General features: G+C 41.7%; 14 protein-coding genes and 1 pseudogene. 12 read left to right on the top strand and 3 right to left on the bottom strand.

Annotated elements, in window-relative coordinates:
- Positions 1-426 precede the first annotated feature (426 nt).
- Positions 427-1,515 carry an NAD(P)/FAD-dependent oxidoreductase gene (locus RMY64_RS23955; RefSeq protein WP_322701307.1) on the bottom strand — a complete coding sequence of 363 codons (1,089 nt, stop codon included), beginning with the start codon at positions 1,513-1,515 and terminating at the stop codon, positions 427-429.
- Between the two features lie 128 nt (positions 1,516-1,643).
- Between RMY64_RS23955 and RMY64_RS23950 the strand changes: the two genes are divergently transcribed.
- The 3 genes from RMY64_RS23950 to RMY64_RS23940 all read left to right on the top strand — a co-directional run bounded on the left by RMY64_RS23950 (position 1,644) and on the right by RMY64_RS23940 (position 4,650).
- On the top strand, positions 1,644-2,486 hold the full coding sequence (locus RMY64_RS23950; RefSeq protein WP_322673284.1) for a YaaW family protein: 843 nt from the start codon (positions 1,644-1,646) through the stop codon (positions 2,484-2,486).
- Positions 2,468-3,856 carry an O-antigen ligase family protein gene (locus RMY64_RS23945; protein ID WP_322673283.1) on the top strand — a complete coding sequence of 463 codons (1,389 nt, stop codon included), beginning with the start codon at positions 2,468-2,470 and terminating at the stop codon, positions 3,854-3,856. Before RMY64_RS23950 ends, RMY64_RS23945 begins: the two co-directional genes overlap by 19 nt.
- A gap of 542 nt (positions 3,857-4,398) precedes the next feature.
- A complete protein-coding gene (locus RMY64_RS23940; protein WP_322701306.1) occupies positions 4,399-4,650 on the top strand; it encodes a hypothetical protein in 252 nt (83 codons plus the stop codon).
- A gap of 9 nt (positions 4,651-4,659) precedes the next feature.
- On the opposite strand, the pseudogene RMY64_RS36890 reads toward RMY64_RS23940, so the two are convergent.
- Positions 4,660-4,737 (bottom strand): annotated as a pseudogene (locus RMY64_RS36890) (DUF6888 family protein); the annotation flags it as partial.
- A gap of 341 nt (positions 4,738-5,078) precedes the next feature.
- Between RMY64_RS36890 and RMY64_RS23935 the strand changes: the two are divergent.
- The 4 genes from RMY64_RS23935 to RMY64_RS23920 all read left to right on the top strand — a co-directional run bounded on the left by RMY64_RS23935 (position 5,079) and on the right by RMY64_RS23920 (position 8,738).
- Entirely contained in the window at positions 5,079-5,600 is a 522-nt protein-coding gene (locus RMY64_RS23935; protein WP_322673282.1) for a Ycf51 family protein, read from the top strand.
- 517 nt (positions 5,601-6,117) lie between these two features.
- The gene (locus RMY64_RS23930) at positions 6,118-6,273 is read left to right on the top strand and encodes a hypothetical protein (RefSeq protein WP_322689236.1); all 156 of its coding nucleotides are present in this window, start codon (positions 6,118-6,120) and stop codon (positions 6,271-6,273) included.
- A 45-nt stretch (positions 6,274-6,318) separates the two neighbouring features.
- Entirely contained in the window at positions 6,319-7,509 is a 1,191-nt protein-coding gene (locus RMY64_RS23925; RefSeq protein ID WP_322701305.1) for an iron-containing alcohol dehydrogenase family protein, read from the top strand.
- Positions 7,506-8,738: an aspartate aminotransferase gene (locus tag RMY64_RS23920; RefSeq protein WP_322689238.1), complete on the top strand. Its 1,233-nt coding sequence runs from the start codon at positions 7,506-7,508 to the stop codon at positions 8,736-8,738. Before RMY64_RS23925 ends, RMY64_RS23920 begins: the two co-directional genes overlap by 4 nt.
- A gap of 529 nt (positions 8,739-9,267) precedes the next feature.
- On the opposite strand, the gene RMY64_RS23915 is transcribed toward RMY64_RS23920, so the two are convergent.
- Positions 9,268-9,672, bottom strand: coding sequence for a hypothetical protein (locus RMY64_RS23915; protein ID WP_322673279.1), 405 nt, complete (start codon positions 9,670-9,672; stop codon positions 9,268-9,270).
- Positions 9,673-9,868: 196 nt separating this feature from the next.
- Between RMY64_RS23915 and ppsA the strand changes: the two genes are divergently transcribed.
- The 5 genes from ppsA (at position 9,869) to RMY64_RS23890 (ending at position 15,779) form a co-directional block, all read left to right on the top strand.
- The gene (gene ppsA / locus RMY64_RS23910; RefSeq protein WP_322701304.1) at positions 9,869-12,349 is read left to right on the top strand and encodes a phosphoenolpyruvate synthase; all 2,481 of its coding nucleotides are present in this window, start codon (positions 9,869-9,871) and stop codon (positions 12,347-12,349) included.
- 12 nt (positions 12,350-12,361) lie between these two features.
- Positions 12,362-12,799: an element excision factor XisH family protein gene (locus RMY64_RS23905; RefSeq protein WP_322701303.1), complete on the top strand. Its 438-nt coding sequence runs from the start codon at positions 12,362-12,364 to the stop codon at positions 12,797-12,799.
- Positions 12,769-13,128: a XisI protein gene (locus RMY64_RS23900; protein ID WP_322701302.1), complete on the top strand. Its 360-nt coding sequence runs from the start codon at positions 12,769-12,771 to the stop codon at positions 13,126-13,128. The genes RMY64_RS23905 and RMY64_RS23900 overlap by 31 nt, the downstream gene beginning before the upstream one ends.
- Positions 13,129-13,274: 146 nt before the next feature.
- The gene (locus RMY64_RS23895; RefSeq protein WP_322673275.1) at positions 13,275-13,898 is read left to right on the top strand and encodes a GNAT family N-acetyltransferase; all 624 of its coding nucleotides are present in this window, start codon (positions 13,275-13,277) and stop codon (positions 13,896-13,898) included.
- 279 nt (positions 13,899-14,177) lie between these two features.
- Entirely contained in the window at positions 14,178-15,779 is a 1,602-nt protein-coding gene (locus tag RMY64_RS23890) for a dolichyl-phosphate-mannose--protein mannosyltransferase (RefSeq protein ID WP_322701301.1), read from the top strand.
- The last annotated feature ends 275 nt before the right edge of the window (positions 15,780-16,054 follow it).

The raw sequence follows: 16,054 nt of genomic DNA, 5'->3' as shown, positions 1-16,054 counted from the left end.
AGTTAAAATTAATTAAACTTACAGATGCAATCAACCCCAAAACTAGCCTCTTATGTTGGTACAATCTCAGACATTTGGCTTTGCTTATTTTAGTTAAAGTTTATACTGTTTTACAGCATTACTTATTAAAACAGCGTCCCATAAGCTGGTAAGTCACCGACATTTTATATTTATAATCCTAATTATTTCAAATTTGTGCCTTTTTGACAGAAATCTACATAAAACGCAGTACAAAGACTAGGGGATCAAGGTTAACAGCAGTAAAATAACCTGAATTAGGAACAAGTTTTTCATTAAGTTAAGCTTTTTGGCTAATTGGCATCACTTTTTAGGTTCGCAGCAAAATTTGCTATTTCATCTAAAAAACTTATTTTTTGCACTTTGATTTAGTCAGTCATAAAAATAGCGACTCACGATAGTGCAGGATCAGTCTAGCGACAGATGAAATGATTGGGCAAAAATGTTTAAAAAGTTCACATTATCAAAAGATAGATGATGCAACTGATTGTTAATTTCATCAGCCGCAGCTAATCCAGAAAGCATCGCACCTTCGACAAGATTGCCGCCACACCAATCACCACAGCAAACTAAAGGTAAGGGAGTTTTGGCAGACAAAAAAGCTTCGTGCCAAGGACGGCTAGGAAAGGCATAACGCCAACGATGTACTTGCATCCATTCGGGAGTATTTAGCCAAGGAAGGGACAGAGATTCAGCTGCTCGTTGCAACATATATTGTCCGGCAGGTTGTAAATCCTGTGATTCTAGATGACTTTTGGCAAAATCAGCGCTACTTTGCACCACAAAATGTGGTTGTTGAGGGTTAGGACGCTTGCTACTGTCCAAACCAATCCATGCTAAATCAGCATCATCTACAAAAGTTAAAGCTTTCCACTGAGGGAGAGGTTGAGATGTAGAAGGATATCCAGCGATCGCACTAATCGAAGGATAAAATTCTACAGAACGCAAGTTATTAAGAAAGGCTGCATCCAATACACTCTCACCCAAAGATTCCAATAACATCACTGCTTGGGGTGCAGGAATAGCGACAACTATAGCTTTTGCAGTTAATTCTTCATTACTAGATTCCAGAGTCAGACGCCAGCTATCTTCGGAAGTTGGAGTAATAGCGATGACACGCTGATTCAGTAATATTTCTAAACCTGGAGCGAGGGATTTAGCGATCGCACTCATTCCCGCAGGCGCAACATAACGCGGACTGCGGTTTTTCGGTTCAGATAAAGGAGCGCCTGTTGTAAGTTCGTAAACCTCATCTGTCCAAACTTCTAGGATATGGTGGGATTGCAATATCTCCACAAAACGTTTCAACAATTCACCCTTTGGCTTCAGGTAACAAGCCCCATGATCCGCCAAAGTTCCATGCAAGCGGCGTGTAGCCAGTCTTCCTCCCAAACCACGCGACTTTTCCACCACTACCACCGAATATCCAGCTTGACTTAACTGCTGGGCACAGACTAAACCGGCAATTCCGGCACCAATCACTGCAATATCAGTCATGAGTCAATAGTCCTTTGTTATTCGTCCTTAGTCATTATTTATCAAATGACCAAGGACGAATAACAAAGGACAAAATAGCTAATAGTAGAATAAGGTACAGAAAGCTGCACGGAAGGGAGGAAGGGAAATTGGATGAAATGAGGGCGGCGCTAGAGTTAGCGACCGAAGAAGAATTGCAAGACTTAACGGCAATTCTATTTAGTCGTAAGTTCAATCCCTTAGACTATGTACACACACCCGAACCCATCGAAGTGCAAAGCCAAGACCGCAAAGCTTGGTTAGATGCACTAGAGGGCCGCTTTCGTTTTTTGGCGGCAGATGGGATGACAGTATTACGAGGACGCACAGGACAGGTAACTTACCGACAAGCGTTAGTTCAAGTATGTAAGTATCTAAAAATTCCCTATTCTCATCAGCTGGCAACTATTGATTTAGAAGCAGAAGTCTTTTTGCATCTACTAGGACAGGTGTGGAAAAAATTGCCGGAACAAGAAAAACAAAAATTGACTGTACAAGTGCAGCGCCAGCTGCTCAAATCAGAATTAAAACAACCTTTACCACTTTTATTACAACGCGACCCCTTGGGGTTACTTTTCAAAGGCGGTAGTGCGATCGCGATTACTTCTCTTCTCCAGCCGCTTGTACTTAAGCAAATTGCCCGTCAATTTGCCATCCACTTTGCTACTTATGAAGTAGCCAAACAAGCGGCAATTACAGGCTCAGAAGCAGCTGCAACGCAATTTCAAAGCTATGTAGCAATGCAAATGGCGCAACGGGGTATGACAGTGAGTGCAGCTCGTTATGGGGCAGCCCGCACGATGTTTGCCGTGATTGGGCCAATGATGTGGACTTGGTTTATTGCAGATTTGGGCTGGAGAGCGATCGCTACTAACTATGGTCGAATCATCCCCACTATCTTCGCCTTAGCTCAAATTCGCCTCACTCGTGAGGAATGTTGGGAGCCAGCTTGAACAAGGTTTTTGAATATTTCAAGTCTCGTTGGCAATCTTCTTGGAACTACTCTCTATGGGCACTGTTAATCTTCCCATTGAGTCCTTTTGTGGGGGCTGTAACTGTAGGTTTTGTCTCATTAATAACTTGGCTGAAACAATCCCGCAAAATTAATCGCCGCCCCCTCAACTGGGGATTTGCCCTGTTGAGTGTATTACTGATCGTGAGTGCTGGGTTTGCCCAAGACAAAACAGCAGCTTTCCTCGGCTTATTTAATTTATTACCATTCTTTTTACTTTTCGCTGCCCATAGCGCTCTGATTCAAACATTTGTCCAATTGCGGCAAATGGCTTGGGCTTTGGTAATTGGTTCCATGCCTGTAGCAATTATGGGCTTGGGACAATTATTTTTCGGCTGGAGTTTCAAGTTCCAGTTTATCTGGGTTGTGTTTAGTTGGACAATCACACCAGGCGGAAACCCACCAGGTCGTATCGCTTCACTTTTCTTGCACGCTAACACCTTCGCAGCTTATCTAGTAATAGTTTTCATTCTTAGTCTAGGGTTGTGGATCGAGCAATGGCGATTAGGGATGAGGTATTGGGGATTAAGCATAAGAGGCAGAGGGGCAGAGGGGCAGAGGGGCAGAGGGGAAAGACTTACTGCGCCCCACTCTCCAGTTCCCTTTCTCTTTCTAACGCTGGCGGTAATTACAAATTTCATTGCCTTAATTTTCACCAACTCGCGTAATGGGTGGGCGATCGCTATTTTTGCCTGTTTAGCTTATGCACTCTACCAAGGTTGGCGCATTCTTGTAGGTAGCGTTGCTGCGATCGTCTCTAGTATTCTTTTGGCAGCTTTTGCTCCCTCATCAGTCGCTCACATTTTTCGCTTCGTAGTTCCTGCCTTCTTTTGGGCAAGGTTAAATGACGATATGTATCCAGATAGACCAGTCGCTTTAATGCGAAAAACTCAGTGGGAGTTTGCCTGGTCTTTAGCTCAACAACATCCTTGGACTGGTTGGGGGTTACGCAGTTTTAGTACACTTTACAAAGCAAAGATGCAGATTCCCTTGGGTCATCCCCATAACTTGTTTTTGATGTTATCTGCTGAAACAGGTTTTCCCAGTACTTGTTTATTTTGTGGCTTACTAGCTTGGATTGTGATTACAAGTGTCCAATTACTGCAAAATTCAAAATATATAGATGCAGGAGACAAATTGATATTTTTCAGTTATCTTCTATCCTTTGTTGGGTGGATTTTATTGAATACAGTAGATGTAACTCTCTTTGATTTTCGTTTGAATGCGCTTTCATGGCTAATTTTGGCTGCTATTGTTGGAGTGGTACATCGCGATCGCGATAAAGACAAGCTTGCATCTCGTCAAAATTAACTATTAGTTTTTTCAGTGTATGCACTGGGGACATTGAGAGTTTTAAGTTAATAAGATTGTTATATTCACGTCTGTGAGTGTGACTAATACCTAATTAGTCACTGTTGCTGATTGTTGGGAAGGTGTAGGGACATCCCTTTGGGGTTTTCCTGCATGACGGGCATCTCTTGTAGATGCCCTTTTGTATATTTATTATTTTTATTCAGTTAAACACTATTTTAAAAAGATTGAATCTAACGCAATATCTGAAAATTTTTATCTTTGATAAAGAAACATAAAATATGATTGCTGAAATTAAACTAGGTCTTTGTAACCCACCAAAACCTATTTATTTATATGTGAAAAGCGGAGAATTAAATGGTGAATCCTACTTGTGGTAGAACTACGATAAAGATTAAACTATTCATGTTTACAAAACAGGGCTAACTGGGTATATATCGGAACTTAAATTAACGACGAGAGAATATAGAGAAAGGGACAACAATAAGTTAGATATCTTTGTTAGAGCAGATGAAATTTATGTTATTAGGACTGGGAGAGAAATGAACTTTGCTAAAAGTTTCCTTTTAGCTGCATCATGTATCCAGGACTTTTCCAAGCCACTGATTATCGCTGCAACTGCTGGAAAAGAAAATGTGGTTTTTTGTAACCTCTACGACGCAGCAACTAAAACCAGGATTCACTCTGAATGGAATAGAGATGCTGATTGGCTAGCAATAATTGATAGTATTCAAACTAGGTTGCAGACATCTAAAAATTCCCATATCGTCTCTAGTGAACCAATACTGTTTTAGGAAAACTAGGTAAACCAAGAGATACATTCGCGTTAACCAAGTCAAGACTCTGTATAACTGTTTCAATTGTTCTGACGTTGGCTCCATTCACCGCTAAACTTAGGCGAAACTCGATAACCTTTATGATCTGGTAGCAATTCTTTGTGAAACTGCACAAAATTAGGCTTGGTGATATATAGCGTTTCCCGACCTGCTGAGGTACTGAGTAAATCACTAATAAAATTAGGTAAGCCTCTGCGTACCTTTGCGTTTGACTCTGCGCTCCTCTGCGTTTAAAAACATTATTTCTGTACCTCACGTAACTAGAAATTGCTATAAGCGGCTTGAGCAAGTTGTTGTATCTATGCAACCTCACAGGTAATCGGTGTAAGCTCTCGGTAAAATGGGTGTGTCGGTAACGAAAAAAAGACGCCTCCATAACCAACCTTATGCTCACAACAGCTAACTTTTTTCAGTACACCCAATGGTCAGGTATAGCTACATTGGTATTTGCTGCCTTGACATTTTTGGCTTTTATTCTCAAATGGGGCATCCGCTTTCGGTTGGTGGGTACGACTGGCTTTATGCTGGTGGTGACTGCTGGTTTATTTGGACTCTCAATAGTCCCCTTGAGTCGGACTGTGATTCCTGGAGCAGCCCGGTACACTCTAGTTTATGACAATGGTTCAACACAAGCGGTGATTGCCACATCACCCCAAATTACACCCACACAATTAGAAGCAACTTTACGTCAAGCAGCTAGCAATCTTTTTTCTTATGGCCGTTCAGGTACACAGGAAGACGGAAACTTGACAGTTCGCGCCCGTACCATTATCCACCCAGAAACAGGGATTTCTGTCCCAGTTTACTTGGGTGAGGTCAAGCGATCGCTCGTTTCTCATCAAAATTCTCCGGTAACAGTCAAAATTTACACAGACAATTTCGCCAAATTGCCAAAACCTACTGCTTAAGAGGCAGGGAGCAGGGGAGCAGGGGAGCAGGGGAGCAGAGGGGCAGGAACAGGGGGAGAAGAATTAATAATCAGTGCCCAATGCCCAATGCCCAATGCCCCATGCCCAATGCCCAAAGAACAAAAGTAAATTACCTGTTATCAGGATGACAAAAATTATTTTGTATTTACTGATACATTAATGGTTATTTTTAGATTAAGATATTCACACTTTAGTGGTTATACTGTGGGAAAAAGTTAATCAGCGTGGGGTAATGGGTACTGACAGTTGTAATTTGTCAGTTGTTGTCCTAATTGCCCCTGTTGCCATTTTCAAAATTCTTTGCAGCAAATCAAGGGATTGTAGGGAAATATATTTGCATACCTTTACATATATATCTGTAGCTAAAAATTGCATCAAATAATACAACCGCCTACACATTATCAATTCTCGATTGCTTTTCTTGAGAATCTGACAATGTTAATGTTAATTAATTATACGGTTATTCAAAACTTTGATAGTTCGGAATTTCAGACCAATGGGTATTTATAGATTCAAGCAATGTCGTCAAACTACTCAATCAGTCGGCAACAGGACTTATCTATTTAATTGCTTGGTTCAAATCCAGATCGGCTGGGTGTCAGGTTGGAGCCAGCCAAAAACCAGTTTGGCAACAAGTATCCTCGATCGCTAGTCTATTTATATTAAGAAGTATCAAGGTTTTGGTAAACGAGATTATATGCCCAATAATTTTTCTACTCAACCTTCTTTGTCTACTCAAACCTCTAGTTCATTATTTACGCTCACAGTTTCCCCCGCAAAAGTAATCCGTGGTTCTGGGGTGTTGCAAACAGCCGCAGCAGAAATTGCCTGTTTGGGAAGTCGTCCCTTAATTGTGGCAGGTAAGTCTACTCTCGCTATCAGCCAACAAAATTTGCAACCAGTTTTAGAAGCGCAGCAGTTACATACTGTCCAAGCTTCTTATGGTGCAGATTGCTGCGAAGCTAGCCTAAAATCTTTACAGAAGAAGGCAAAAGAACATAAAGCTGATGTAATTATCGGTGTTGGTGGTGGCAAAGCCTTAGATACAGCGAAATTAGTCGCACAACAGTTACATCTACCAGTGGTGACAATTCCGACTTCTGGGGCTACTTGTGCAGCTTGGAGTGCCTTATCGAATGTTTATTCGGAAGATGGGGCTTTTCTCTACGATGTGGGGCTATCTCGTTGTCCCGATTTATTGATACTCGATTATGACTTGATTAAAACTGCACCACAACGTACCTTAGTAGCTGGAATTGGTGATGCGATCGCTAAGTGGTACGAAGCCTCAGTTAGCAGTGGACACCTGCAAGACACTTTAATTATTGCTGCGGTGCAACAAGCACGAGTTTTACGAGATATCTTGTTGCAAAAGTCAGCCGCCGCCCTCGAAGAACCAGGTAGTGAGGTTTGGCGAGAAGTGGTAGATGCTACTGTGTTACTAGCTGGAGTAGTTGGGGGACTGGGAGGGGCGCAGTGTCGCACAGTTGCCGCCCATGCCGTGCATAACGGTTTAACTCATATTTCTGGACATGGCAGTATTCATGGCGAAAAAGTTGCTTTTGGAATTTTGGTGCAACTGCGTTTAGAAGAGATGCTACAAGGCAATCAACTAGCAGCATCGGCACGACAACAGTTGTTAAAGTTCTACACAGAAATTGGACTACCCCAGAAGTTAAGTGATTTGGGATTGGGCAATATTACATTAGGTGAATTGCAAACAGCCGCCGAAATGGCTCTAGTTCCTAATTCTGACATCCATCGACTACCGTTTAAAGTCCCGCCAGAACAGTTAATGGCGGCAATGGTTTCTACCACTGCACCTATAGATAGTAGAGATACTGCAAATCGAGTTTCGCCCAAGGGAATGAGTGACGAGGTTTTATGAGTTTAAATTGGATTGTCCCAGCAGAACGCATACAAAAACTACCACCTTATGTATTTGCCCGTTTAGATGAACTGAAAGCTAAAGCACGGGAACAAGGGTTAGATTTAATTGATTTGGGTATGGGAAACCCCGATGGTGCAACGCCAGCACCAGTAGTAGAAGCAGCGATCGCAGCTTTAAAAGATTCTAGCAATCACGGTTATCCACCTTTTGAGGGTACAGCTAGTTTCCGCCGTGCCATTACTAATTGGTATCGTCGCCGTTATGATGTGGTTCTCGATCCTGATAGCGAAGCCTTGCCATTGCTGGGTTCTAAAGAAGGATTAACCCATTTAGCGATCGCCTACATTAACCCTGGTGATTTAGTTCTGGTTCCTTCCCCAGCTTATCCGGCACATTTTCGCGGCCCGGCGATCGCTGGTGGGAAAATCCATAGTTTGATTCTTAAACCTGAAAATGACTGGTTAATTGATTTAGCTGCCATTCCTGACGAAGTTGCAAGACAAGCCAAGATACTCTATTTCAACTATCCCAGCAATCCCACCGCCGCTACCGCCCCCCGCGAATTTTTTGAAGAAATCGTTGCCTTCGCCCGCAAATATGAAATTTTGCTGGTGCATGATTTGTGTTATGCCGAGTTAGCTTTTGATGGTTATCAACCCACTAGCTTGTTAGAAATTCCCGGTGCGAAAGATATTGGTGTGGAGTTTCACACCTTATCTAAAACCTACAATATGGCTGGTTGGCGCGTCGGCTTTGTGGTGGGCAACCGCCATGTAATTCAAGGTTTGCGGACGCTGAAAACTAACTTGGATTACGGTATTTTTGCCGCATTACAAACAGCAGCCGAAACAGCTTTGCAACTGCCAGATGTGTATTTGCACGAGGTACAACAACGCTACCGTACCCGCCGCGATTTCCTGATTCACGGGTTAGGAGAGTTGGGTTGGGATATCCCCAAAACCAAGGCGACGATGTATCTTTGGGTGAAGTGTCCCGTTGGCGTTGGTTCCACAGATTTTGCCCTAAACGTGTTGCAGCAAACAGGCGTTGTGGTTACTCCCGGTAATGCCTTTGGCGTTGCAGGTGAGGGTTATGTCAGGATCAGTTTGATTGCAGACTGCGATCGCTTGGGTGAAGCTTTAAACCGCTTCAAGCAAGCTGGCATCCGCTATCAGCCTGAAGCTGTAGTCCCTGCTTCAGAAGCGATCGCCGATCTGGTTAGTTGATTAGAGAAAAAAAACCAATATTACATGACTAAAATTTTTGCTGACGATCTTTGAGATTGTGTAACAAATACGATTATACGAAGCGACAGCTATTGCAAGTGAACTCTCTAACCTAGACTTTCAGGTTGAGACAACCCGTAGCTATATTCAATAGACTTCTTGCAGTAGTGGGGGAAGGGGCAAAGGTATGGAACTTTCCCTTCCCCTTTAACCTTTCCCAACATCTTGCAAAAATAACTTTGCAAGATGTGTAATATCTGCTGCCAAAAGTTAATGTAGCATTTATTACCCGCAAACTAGGATATTGAATGAAGACGGAGGGCAGTTCGAGTTTACGGAAGACTGCCTTCTGCTTGCTGTCTTTCTTAATAAATACCTAATCTTAAATCCAATATCTAATTTTTTTGCTATGGTGATCCCAAAGGAATTGTTAAGTGCTTACGAGATGTAAATTAAATGACTAATCAATAATTAAGTATTACTTGATACAAAAAAATAAATAATTTACCTATAAAATACATCTTTCTTATTACTTATTGGGTTGGACAATATGCGTTTCAATATCTTCTAATGTTTGTAACAATAAACGATTTGCCTGCAATTTCCAACCCCATTTCTGAACTCTATAAGCTAATACACTTCCAACTACACACGCTAACAAGCCTATGAGTTGATTTAAAGAAATTCCTAGTAACAAACCCAATCCAGCAATTCCCCAAAATGGTAAGGCTACTGCTTGTCTTTGTTCTTCTACAACTTGGGTAATTAGATTAGATTTCATCGTAGCAAGTAATGCCTCTTTCACTTGCTGCTGTTCTGTTACGGATACTGTTAAACCTATTTTACGGCGTAGTTTTTCTATTTTACGGGCATCAGTACTGTATTCAGTTAGTTCATCTTCTGCCATTTTCAGGAGTCGTTCTAGCTGCGCCATAATTTATTACATCCGGTATTTCGATCGAGTTATTAAACTGAATAATTGTTAATTTTTATTGCTTATAATTTGGTATTTTATCGCCAAATATCAAACTCCGCGACAGAACCAAAAATCTCAAGTTGAATATGGGAAAAATAAATATAGTAGCAGTTATGCACTTACAAATTGAGTATAAACTGAAAAGGTAATATTTATGACTACAGTATCTAAAAGCACTTTGTCTCTATCTGCCCAAGAGCGATCGCTCATTCTCTGGTTTGATGAAATTGGGATTGCTGATATTCCAGTAGTTGGTGGTAAAAATGCCTCACTGGGGGAAATGATTCAACAGTTAACACCCAAAGGCATTAACGTTCCCACAGGATTCGCCACTACTGCTTACGCTTATCGTCATTTCATTCAATCAGCGGGGTTAGAAGCAAAGCTACGCAAACTTTTTGCTGACTTGAATGTTGAAGATGTCAAAAATTTACGAGAACGCGGCAAAAAAGCGCGATCGCTATTAATCCACACACCATTTCCTGTAGAATTGCGCGAGGCGATCGCCACAGCATACCATAGTCTCTGCGAACGATACCATGCAGATACAGATGTGGCAGTCCGTTCCAGCGCCACTGCTGAAGACCTTCCCGATGCTAGTTTTGCTGGACAGCAGGAAACTTACCTTAACGTTGTCGGTGTCGAAGGAGTTTTAGCAGCTTGTCACAAATGCTTTGCTTCTCTATTTACCGATCGCGCTATTTCTTATCGCCACACCAAGGGATTTGACCACTTTAGCATTGCTCTGGCTGTGGGCGTGCAAAAAATGGTGCGCTCTGACTTAGCAACCTCTGGGGTAATGTTCTCTATTGATACAGAAACAGGTTTTAAGGATGCGGCACTAATTACAGCCGCCTACGGTTTAGGTGAAAATGTTGTCCAGGGGTCTGTCAATCCCGATGAATATTATGTTTTTAAACCAACTTTAAAAGCTGGTTTCCGCCCAATTATCGATAAAAAATTGGGCAGCAAAGAACTGAAAATGATTTATGATGACGGCTCCAAATTTACGAAAAATGTTTCGGTTTCACCCAGCGAAAGAGGTAAATTCGCTCTGAGTGATGAAGAGATTTTACAACTAGCAAGTTGGGCATGTTTAATTGAAGACCATTATTCTCAAGTCCACGGCATTTTCACCCCAATGGATATCGAGTGGGCAAAAGATGGGATTACGAACCAACTTTTTATTGTGCAAGCGCGCCCCGAAACCGTCCAGTCACAGAAGACGGGAAATGTGTTGCGGAGTTATCGGTTGGTATTGGGGAATAAAGAATCGGGAATCGGGAATGGGGAAAAATCTTTCCAATCCTTAATTCCCCTGGTTACGGGAAGTGCAATTGGGGAAGCAATTAGTCAGGGAAAAGCACGCCTAATTTTGGATGTTCAGAAACTAGAACAGTTCCAAGTCGGGGAAGTTTTGGTGACAGAGAGAACCGATCCCGATTGGGAACCAATTATGAAACGTGCTAGTGCAATTGTCACCAATTCTGGAGGTCGCACGTGTCATGCAGCAATTATTGCGCGAGAATTGGGTGTACCTGCGATCGTGGGATGCGGCAATGCTACAGACATCTTGAAACCTGGTCAAGAGGTAACAATTTCTTGTGCTGAAGGGGAAGAAGGAAAAGTTTATCCAGGCTTATTACCTTTTGAAGTTAAAGAAGTTCCTTTAGAGAACTTACCCCGCACTCGCACTAAAATTTTAATGAATGTGGGTAATCCCCAAGAAGCATTGAGTTTATCGGCAATTCCCAACGATGGCGTAGGTTTAGCGCGGACAGAATTTATCATTGCTAACCAAATTCAAATTCATCCAATGGCCTTGATTCACTATGATTCGTTAAAAGATGAATTTGCCAAAGCTAAAATTGCTGATATTACCGCACTTTATAACGATAAACCCCAATATTTTGTAGATAAATTAGCTCAAGGCATTGGTAGAATTGCCGCAGCATTTTATCCCAAATCAGTGATAGTCCGAACCTCAGATTTCAAAAGTAATGAATATGCCAATTTATTAGGTGGACGACAGTTTGAACCCCATGAAGAAAACCCAATGTTAGGTTGGCGAGGGGCGGCGCGTTACTACGATGAAGGCTACAGAGAAGCTTTTGCCTTAGAATGTCATGCCCTCAAAAGGGTACGGGAAGAAATGGGTTTGATAAATGTCATCCCCATGATTCCCTTTTGCCGCACTCCTGACGAGGGGCGTTTGGTTTTAGCAGAGATGGCAAAAAATGGTTTAAAGCAAGGTGTTAACGGCTTGCAGGTTTATGTGATGTGTGAATTGCCCAGTAATGTGATTCTGGCTGAGGAATTTGCTGAGGTATTTGATGGCTTCTCAATTGGTTCTAACGATCTAACTCAATTGACACTAGGGATAGATAGAGATTCGGCGTTGGTTGCCAGATTGTTTGATGAACGCAGTCTAGCTGTCAAGCAAATGGTAAAAATGGTCATAGAAACAGCGAAAAAATGCGATCGCAAAATCGGCATTTGTGGGCAAGCACCCAGCGACTATCCAGAATTTGCCCAGTTTTTGGTGGAACAGGGAATTGACTCGATTAGTCTAAATCCAGATTCGGTTTTAAAAACGATGCTAGAAGTGGCAAAAGTCGAAGGTACTAATTCGTAATTCGAGTAATTTATGCCAGTTAGAGACCGTTACCACAAAAACGTCAAAAATGCCCTAATCAAAGATGGCTGGAATGTTACTGACGATCCCTTTCATCTGAAGTGGGGAAAAAGGGATCTTTACGTGGATTTGGCAGCCGAAAAGTTGCTCATTGCAGAAAAAGGAACACAGAAGATTGCTGTAGAAATCAAAACCTTCAGTGGCGACTCAGAAGTAGCAGACCTAGAACAGGCAATTGGTCAGTACTTTACCTACCTTGCTGTAATGTCCCGCAATTATCCAGATACGGTTTTGTATATCGCTGTTCATGAGGATGTTTTTACTGACATTTTTGAGGAAGAACCGCTTGGTAAACTTATATTGGAAGATTACAAAATTCCTCTCATCGTTTTTAATCCAAAGCGGGAGGTTATAGTCCGATGGCTAATCTGGAGCAATACAGGCAGTTAATTTGCAGCATTCTTACTGAACATACAAAGATTCCTTACTCTTACAGTAATATTCAGCATGAAACTATTTTTGATAAAGAACAAGATCGATATTTGGTAATGATTCTTGGTCGAGAGCCAGTGCCAGAACTCTCTCCAACTGCAACGCGTCGCGTTCATGGCTGTCTAATTCACATTGATATTATAGATGGCAAAATTTGGATTCAACGTGATGGCACTGAAGAGGGGTTAGCAACAGAATTGGTAAGGGCTGGTGTGCCGAAGGATCAGATTGTGTTGGGATTCCGATCTGAAGAACTGCGGAAAAATTCAGAATTTGCTGTTGCATAACCAACGGTAGTTAAACTTCTGGATAATTGCCCATAGCATAGCGATCGCTATATTTTGTTTGTTAATTGTCTACAAAACTTTTGACTGCTCAACCATAAGTATCTTAGTATTTTGCAGAATGGCAATTTATTTTAGCCAAAAGCAAGATGACAAATCTTTTGGAAACCGAACGCTTGATCTTTCGCAGTTGGATACCCGAAAGCGATGCTGAACAAGCGTTTGCAATTTACAGCGATCCTGAAGTTACGCACTTTCTTGGTAAATCTTCTCGCGTCACAAGCATTGAGTCACAGCGTCAGCGCTTGATTGAAGGTATCGAGCGAATGCACCAACGCAACAATGGTACTGGAGCCTGGGCAATTGTTGAAAAGGAAAGTACAACAATTGTGGGAACTATCCTTCTTAAACAATTGCCCGACAAAGATGGTTTACCCACTCAAGATTATGAAGTAGGCTGGGAATTGCGGCGAGCTTCTTGGGGTAAAGGGTATGCAACAGAAGCCGGACGAGTTATGCTCAATTACGGATTTAGTGTTTTGAACTTGCCAGTGATTTATGCCGTAGTGAAGCCAGAAAATCATGGTTCAATCCGTGTAACAAAACGATTGGGTATGAAACCAATAGGGCGGACAAACAAGTATTACGGTATTGAACTACTCCTGTTTCAACTAGATGCACCTGAAGAGTGGAAGGGGAATAGAGGAGCAGTTCTTGAGCAGAGGGCAGGGGGGCAAAGGAGTGGAGTTGAAAGACTCATTCACGAGTATTAAAGACTCGTCGGCGAGTATTAAAGACTCATTCACGAGTATCAAAGACTCATCGGCGAGTATCAAAGACTCATTCACGAGTATCAAAGACTCGTCGGCGAGTATCAAAGACTCGTCAGCGAATATAAAAGACTCATCGGCGAGTATCAAAGACTCGTCGGCGAGTATCAAAGACTCGTCGGCGAATATAAAAGACTCATTCACGAGTATCAAAGACTCATCGGCGAGTATCAAAGACTCATTCCCTATTCCCCATGCCCAATGACAAATGACAAATGACAAATGACTAAAAAGTGGTTCCGAATTGGGATGGTGAGTGTATTTCTTTTCTCACTCGCCTTAAGGTTTTGGGGGCTAGAGCGATTCAACACTCTGGTATTTGATGAAGTTTACTTTGCCAAATTTGGTAATAATTATCTTACGCATACGCCATTTTTTAATGCTCATCCGCCGCTAAGTCAATATATGATCGGCATCGGCATTTGGATTGGCAGTCACATTCCTTTTTGGCACGATACGGTTAATGGATTAACAGGATCATTGCGATCGCCTTGGACTTATCGTTGGTTCAATGCCCTCACAGGCTCATTTATTCCTGTAGTTGTGGCTGCGATCGCTTATCAGTTAAGTTATCGTCGTACCTTTGCAATACTTGCAGGATTATTCACAGCTTGTGATGGTATTTTTCTAGTTGAGTCTCGGTATGCTTTAAGTAATGTTTATATCGTCATTTTTGGTTTGTTAGGGCACTGGTTTTTATTATTGGCATTAGATAATCAAAATCGTCGACGTTCTTTTTGGTTAGTTTTTGCTGGCATTGGTTTTGGTGCCTCAGTTGGTACTAAGTGGAATGGTTTATGGTTCCTATCAGGTGCTTATCTCATTTGGATAGCAGCTTGGATAATTTATTTGATACATTCTTTCTCTAACTCCAAATTCTTTTTTAAATCCCTTTCATTAGAACAGGAGGCAGGAGGCGAAAGTCAGGAGTCAGAAGACAGGAGGCAGGATAGCGCCGCGTTAGCGAGTCCGCGAGCGTCGGCAGGAAGCAGGAGTCTGGAGGCAGGAGTTTCTACTTATTCTCCCTCATTGCTTTCATCTTCCTCATCTCAATCACCACTACAAAATTTAATTCAGCTAAATATTTTTCAAATGCTGTTTTATCTAGGAATTATCCCAGCTTTTATCTATAGCATCATCTGGATTCCTCACCTTCAACTAGATAAAACTTATGGATTTATTGCAGTACATCAGCAAATTTTGAAGTTTCATTTACATCTAGGTGGTAATAGTCCTAACGTACATCCTTACTGTGCTGCTTGGTATAAATGGCCTTTGATGACTCGACCAATGGCATATTATTATCAAACGGCTGAAAGTATCAGCGAACCCTTACCTGTGATGGGGCCGCCTTTACCTGCTGGTGCTGGACAAGTTATTTATGATGTCCATGCAATGGGCAATCCATTTTTGTGGTGGTTTGGTGTTGCTGCTATGTTGTTTTTAATAGGGATGTTGGTGTCACAAGCGGTAATTCCTTGGGTGAAAGAAAAGCGTTTTTCTATGCCTGCAACTCTGAGTATTGATACTTGGATTGCTTTGTATTTAGTTATAAACTATGCTGCGAACTTATTACCTTGGGTGAAAGTGACAAGGTGTGTTTTTATCTACCACTATATGTGTGCAGTGGTGTTTGTATTTTTAGCGATCGCCTGGTTTGTCGATCGGTGTCTTTGGAGTTATTATCAACAACTCCGGGCGCTAGGTGTCACCATTACTTTTATCATTCTGGCTGCTTTTATTTTCTGGATGCCCATTTATTTGGGTTTACCCCTTTCTCCTAACGGTTACAAGCTGCGAATGTGGTTCAATTCTTGGATTTGATTGAAGGGCATGGGGTATTGAAATAATAACTCCTAACTCCTAACTCCTAACTTATGTTTCAACTTAACATAGCTATACATATACAGAATTGTTTAATCACATGGTTTTCATATTTCTTATCGCTATGTAACTTTAGTCACTGTTAGACTTTTCAAAGCACAAGCAGATAAAACTAAGGCTGCAAAACGCAACACTAGGGCATGGGAAATTAGATACTAAGTAAAAATGATGAATGGAAAATTATAAAATTTTTACATTCATCATTCTGCATTATT

This window comes from Nostoc sp. DedQUE08 (genome assembly GCF_034530895.1).
Taxonomy (GTDB): Bacteria; Cyanobacteriota; Cyanobacteriia; order Cyanobacteriales; family Nostocaceae; genus Nostoc.
The sequence above is the reverse complement of the archived record's forward strand: the minus strand, read 5'-3'. Positions and strand labels throughout refer to the sequence as shown.

What these genes read in the sequence shown, in the direction of transcription:
- RMY64_RS23955 (WP_322701307.1), bottom strand. Translation starts at nt 1,515, where the DNA reads ATGACTGATATTGCAGTGATTGGTGCCGGAATTGCCGGTTTAGTCTGT.
- RMY64_RS23945 (WP_322673283.1), top strand. Translation starts at nt 2,468, where the DNA reads ATGTTGGGAGCCAGCTTGAACAAGGTTTTTGAATATTTCAAGTCTCGT.
- RMY64_RS23940 (WP_322701306.1), top strand. Translation starts at nt 4,399, where the DNA reads ATGAACTTTGCTAAAAGTTTCCTTTTAGCTGCATCATGTATCCAGGAC.
- RMY64_RS23935 (WP_322673282.1), top strand. Translation starts at nt 5,079, where the DNA reads ATGCTCACAACAGCTAACTTTTTTCAGTACACCCAATGGTCAGGTATA.
- RMY64_RS23930 (WP_322689236.1), top strand. Translation starts at nt 6,118, where the DNA reads ATGGGTATTTATAGATTCAAGCAATGTCGTCAAACTACTCAATCAGTC.
- RMY64_RS23925 (WP_322701305.1), top strand. Translation starts at nt 6,319, where the DNA reads ATGCCCAATAATTTTTCTACTCAACCTTCTTTGTCTACTCAAACCTCT.
- RMY64_RS23920 (WP_322689238.1), top strand. Translation starts at nt 7,506, where the DNA reads ATGAGTTTAAATTGGATTGTCCCAGCAGAACGCATACAAAAACTACCA.
- RMY64_RS23915 (WP_322673279.1), bottom strand. Translation starts at nt 9,672, where the DNA reads ATGGCGCAGCTAGAACGACTCCTGAAAATGGCAGAAGATGAACTAACT.
- ppsA (WP_322701304.1), top strand. Translation starts at nt 9,869, where the DNA reads ATGACTACAGTATCTAAAAGCACTTTGTCTCTATCTGCCCAAGAGCGA.
- RMY64_RS23905 (WP_322701303.1), top strand. Translation starts at nt 12,362, where the DNA reads ATGCCAGTTAGAGACCGTTACCACAAAAACGTCAAAAATGCCCTAATC.
- RMY64_RS23900 (WP_322701302.1), top strand. Translation starts at nt 12,769, where the DNA reads ATGGCTAATCTGGAGCAATACAGGCAGTTAATTTGCAGCATTCTTACT.
- RMY64_RS23895 (WP_322673275.1), top strand. Translation starts at nt 13,275, where the DNA reads ATGACAAATCTTTTGGAAACCGAACGCTTGATCTTTCGCAGTTGGATA.
- RMY64_RS23890 (WP_322701301.1), top strand. Translation starts at nt 14,178, where the DNA reads ATGACTAAAAAGTGGTTCCGAATTGGGATGGTGAGTGTATTTCTTTTC.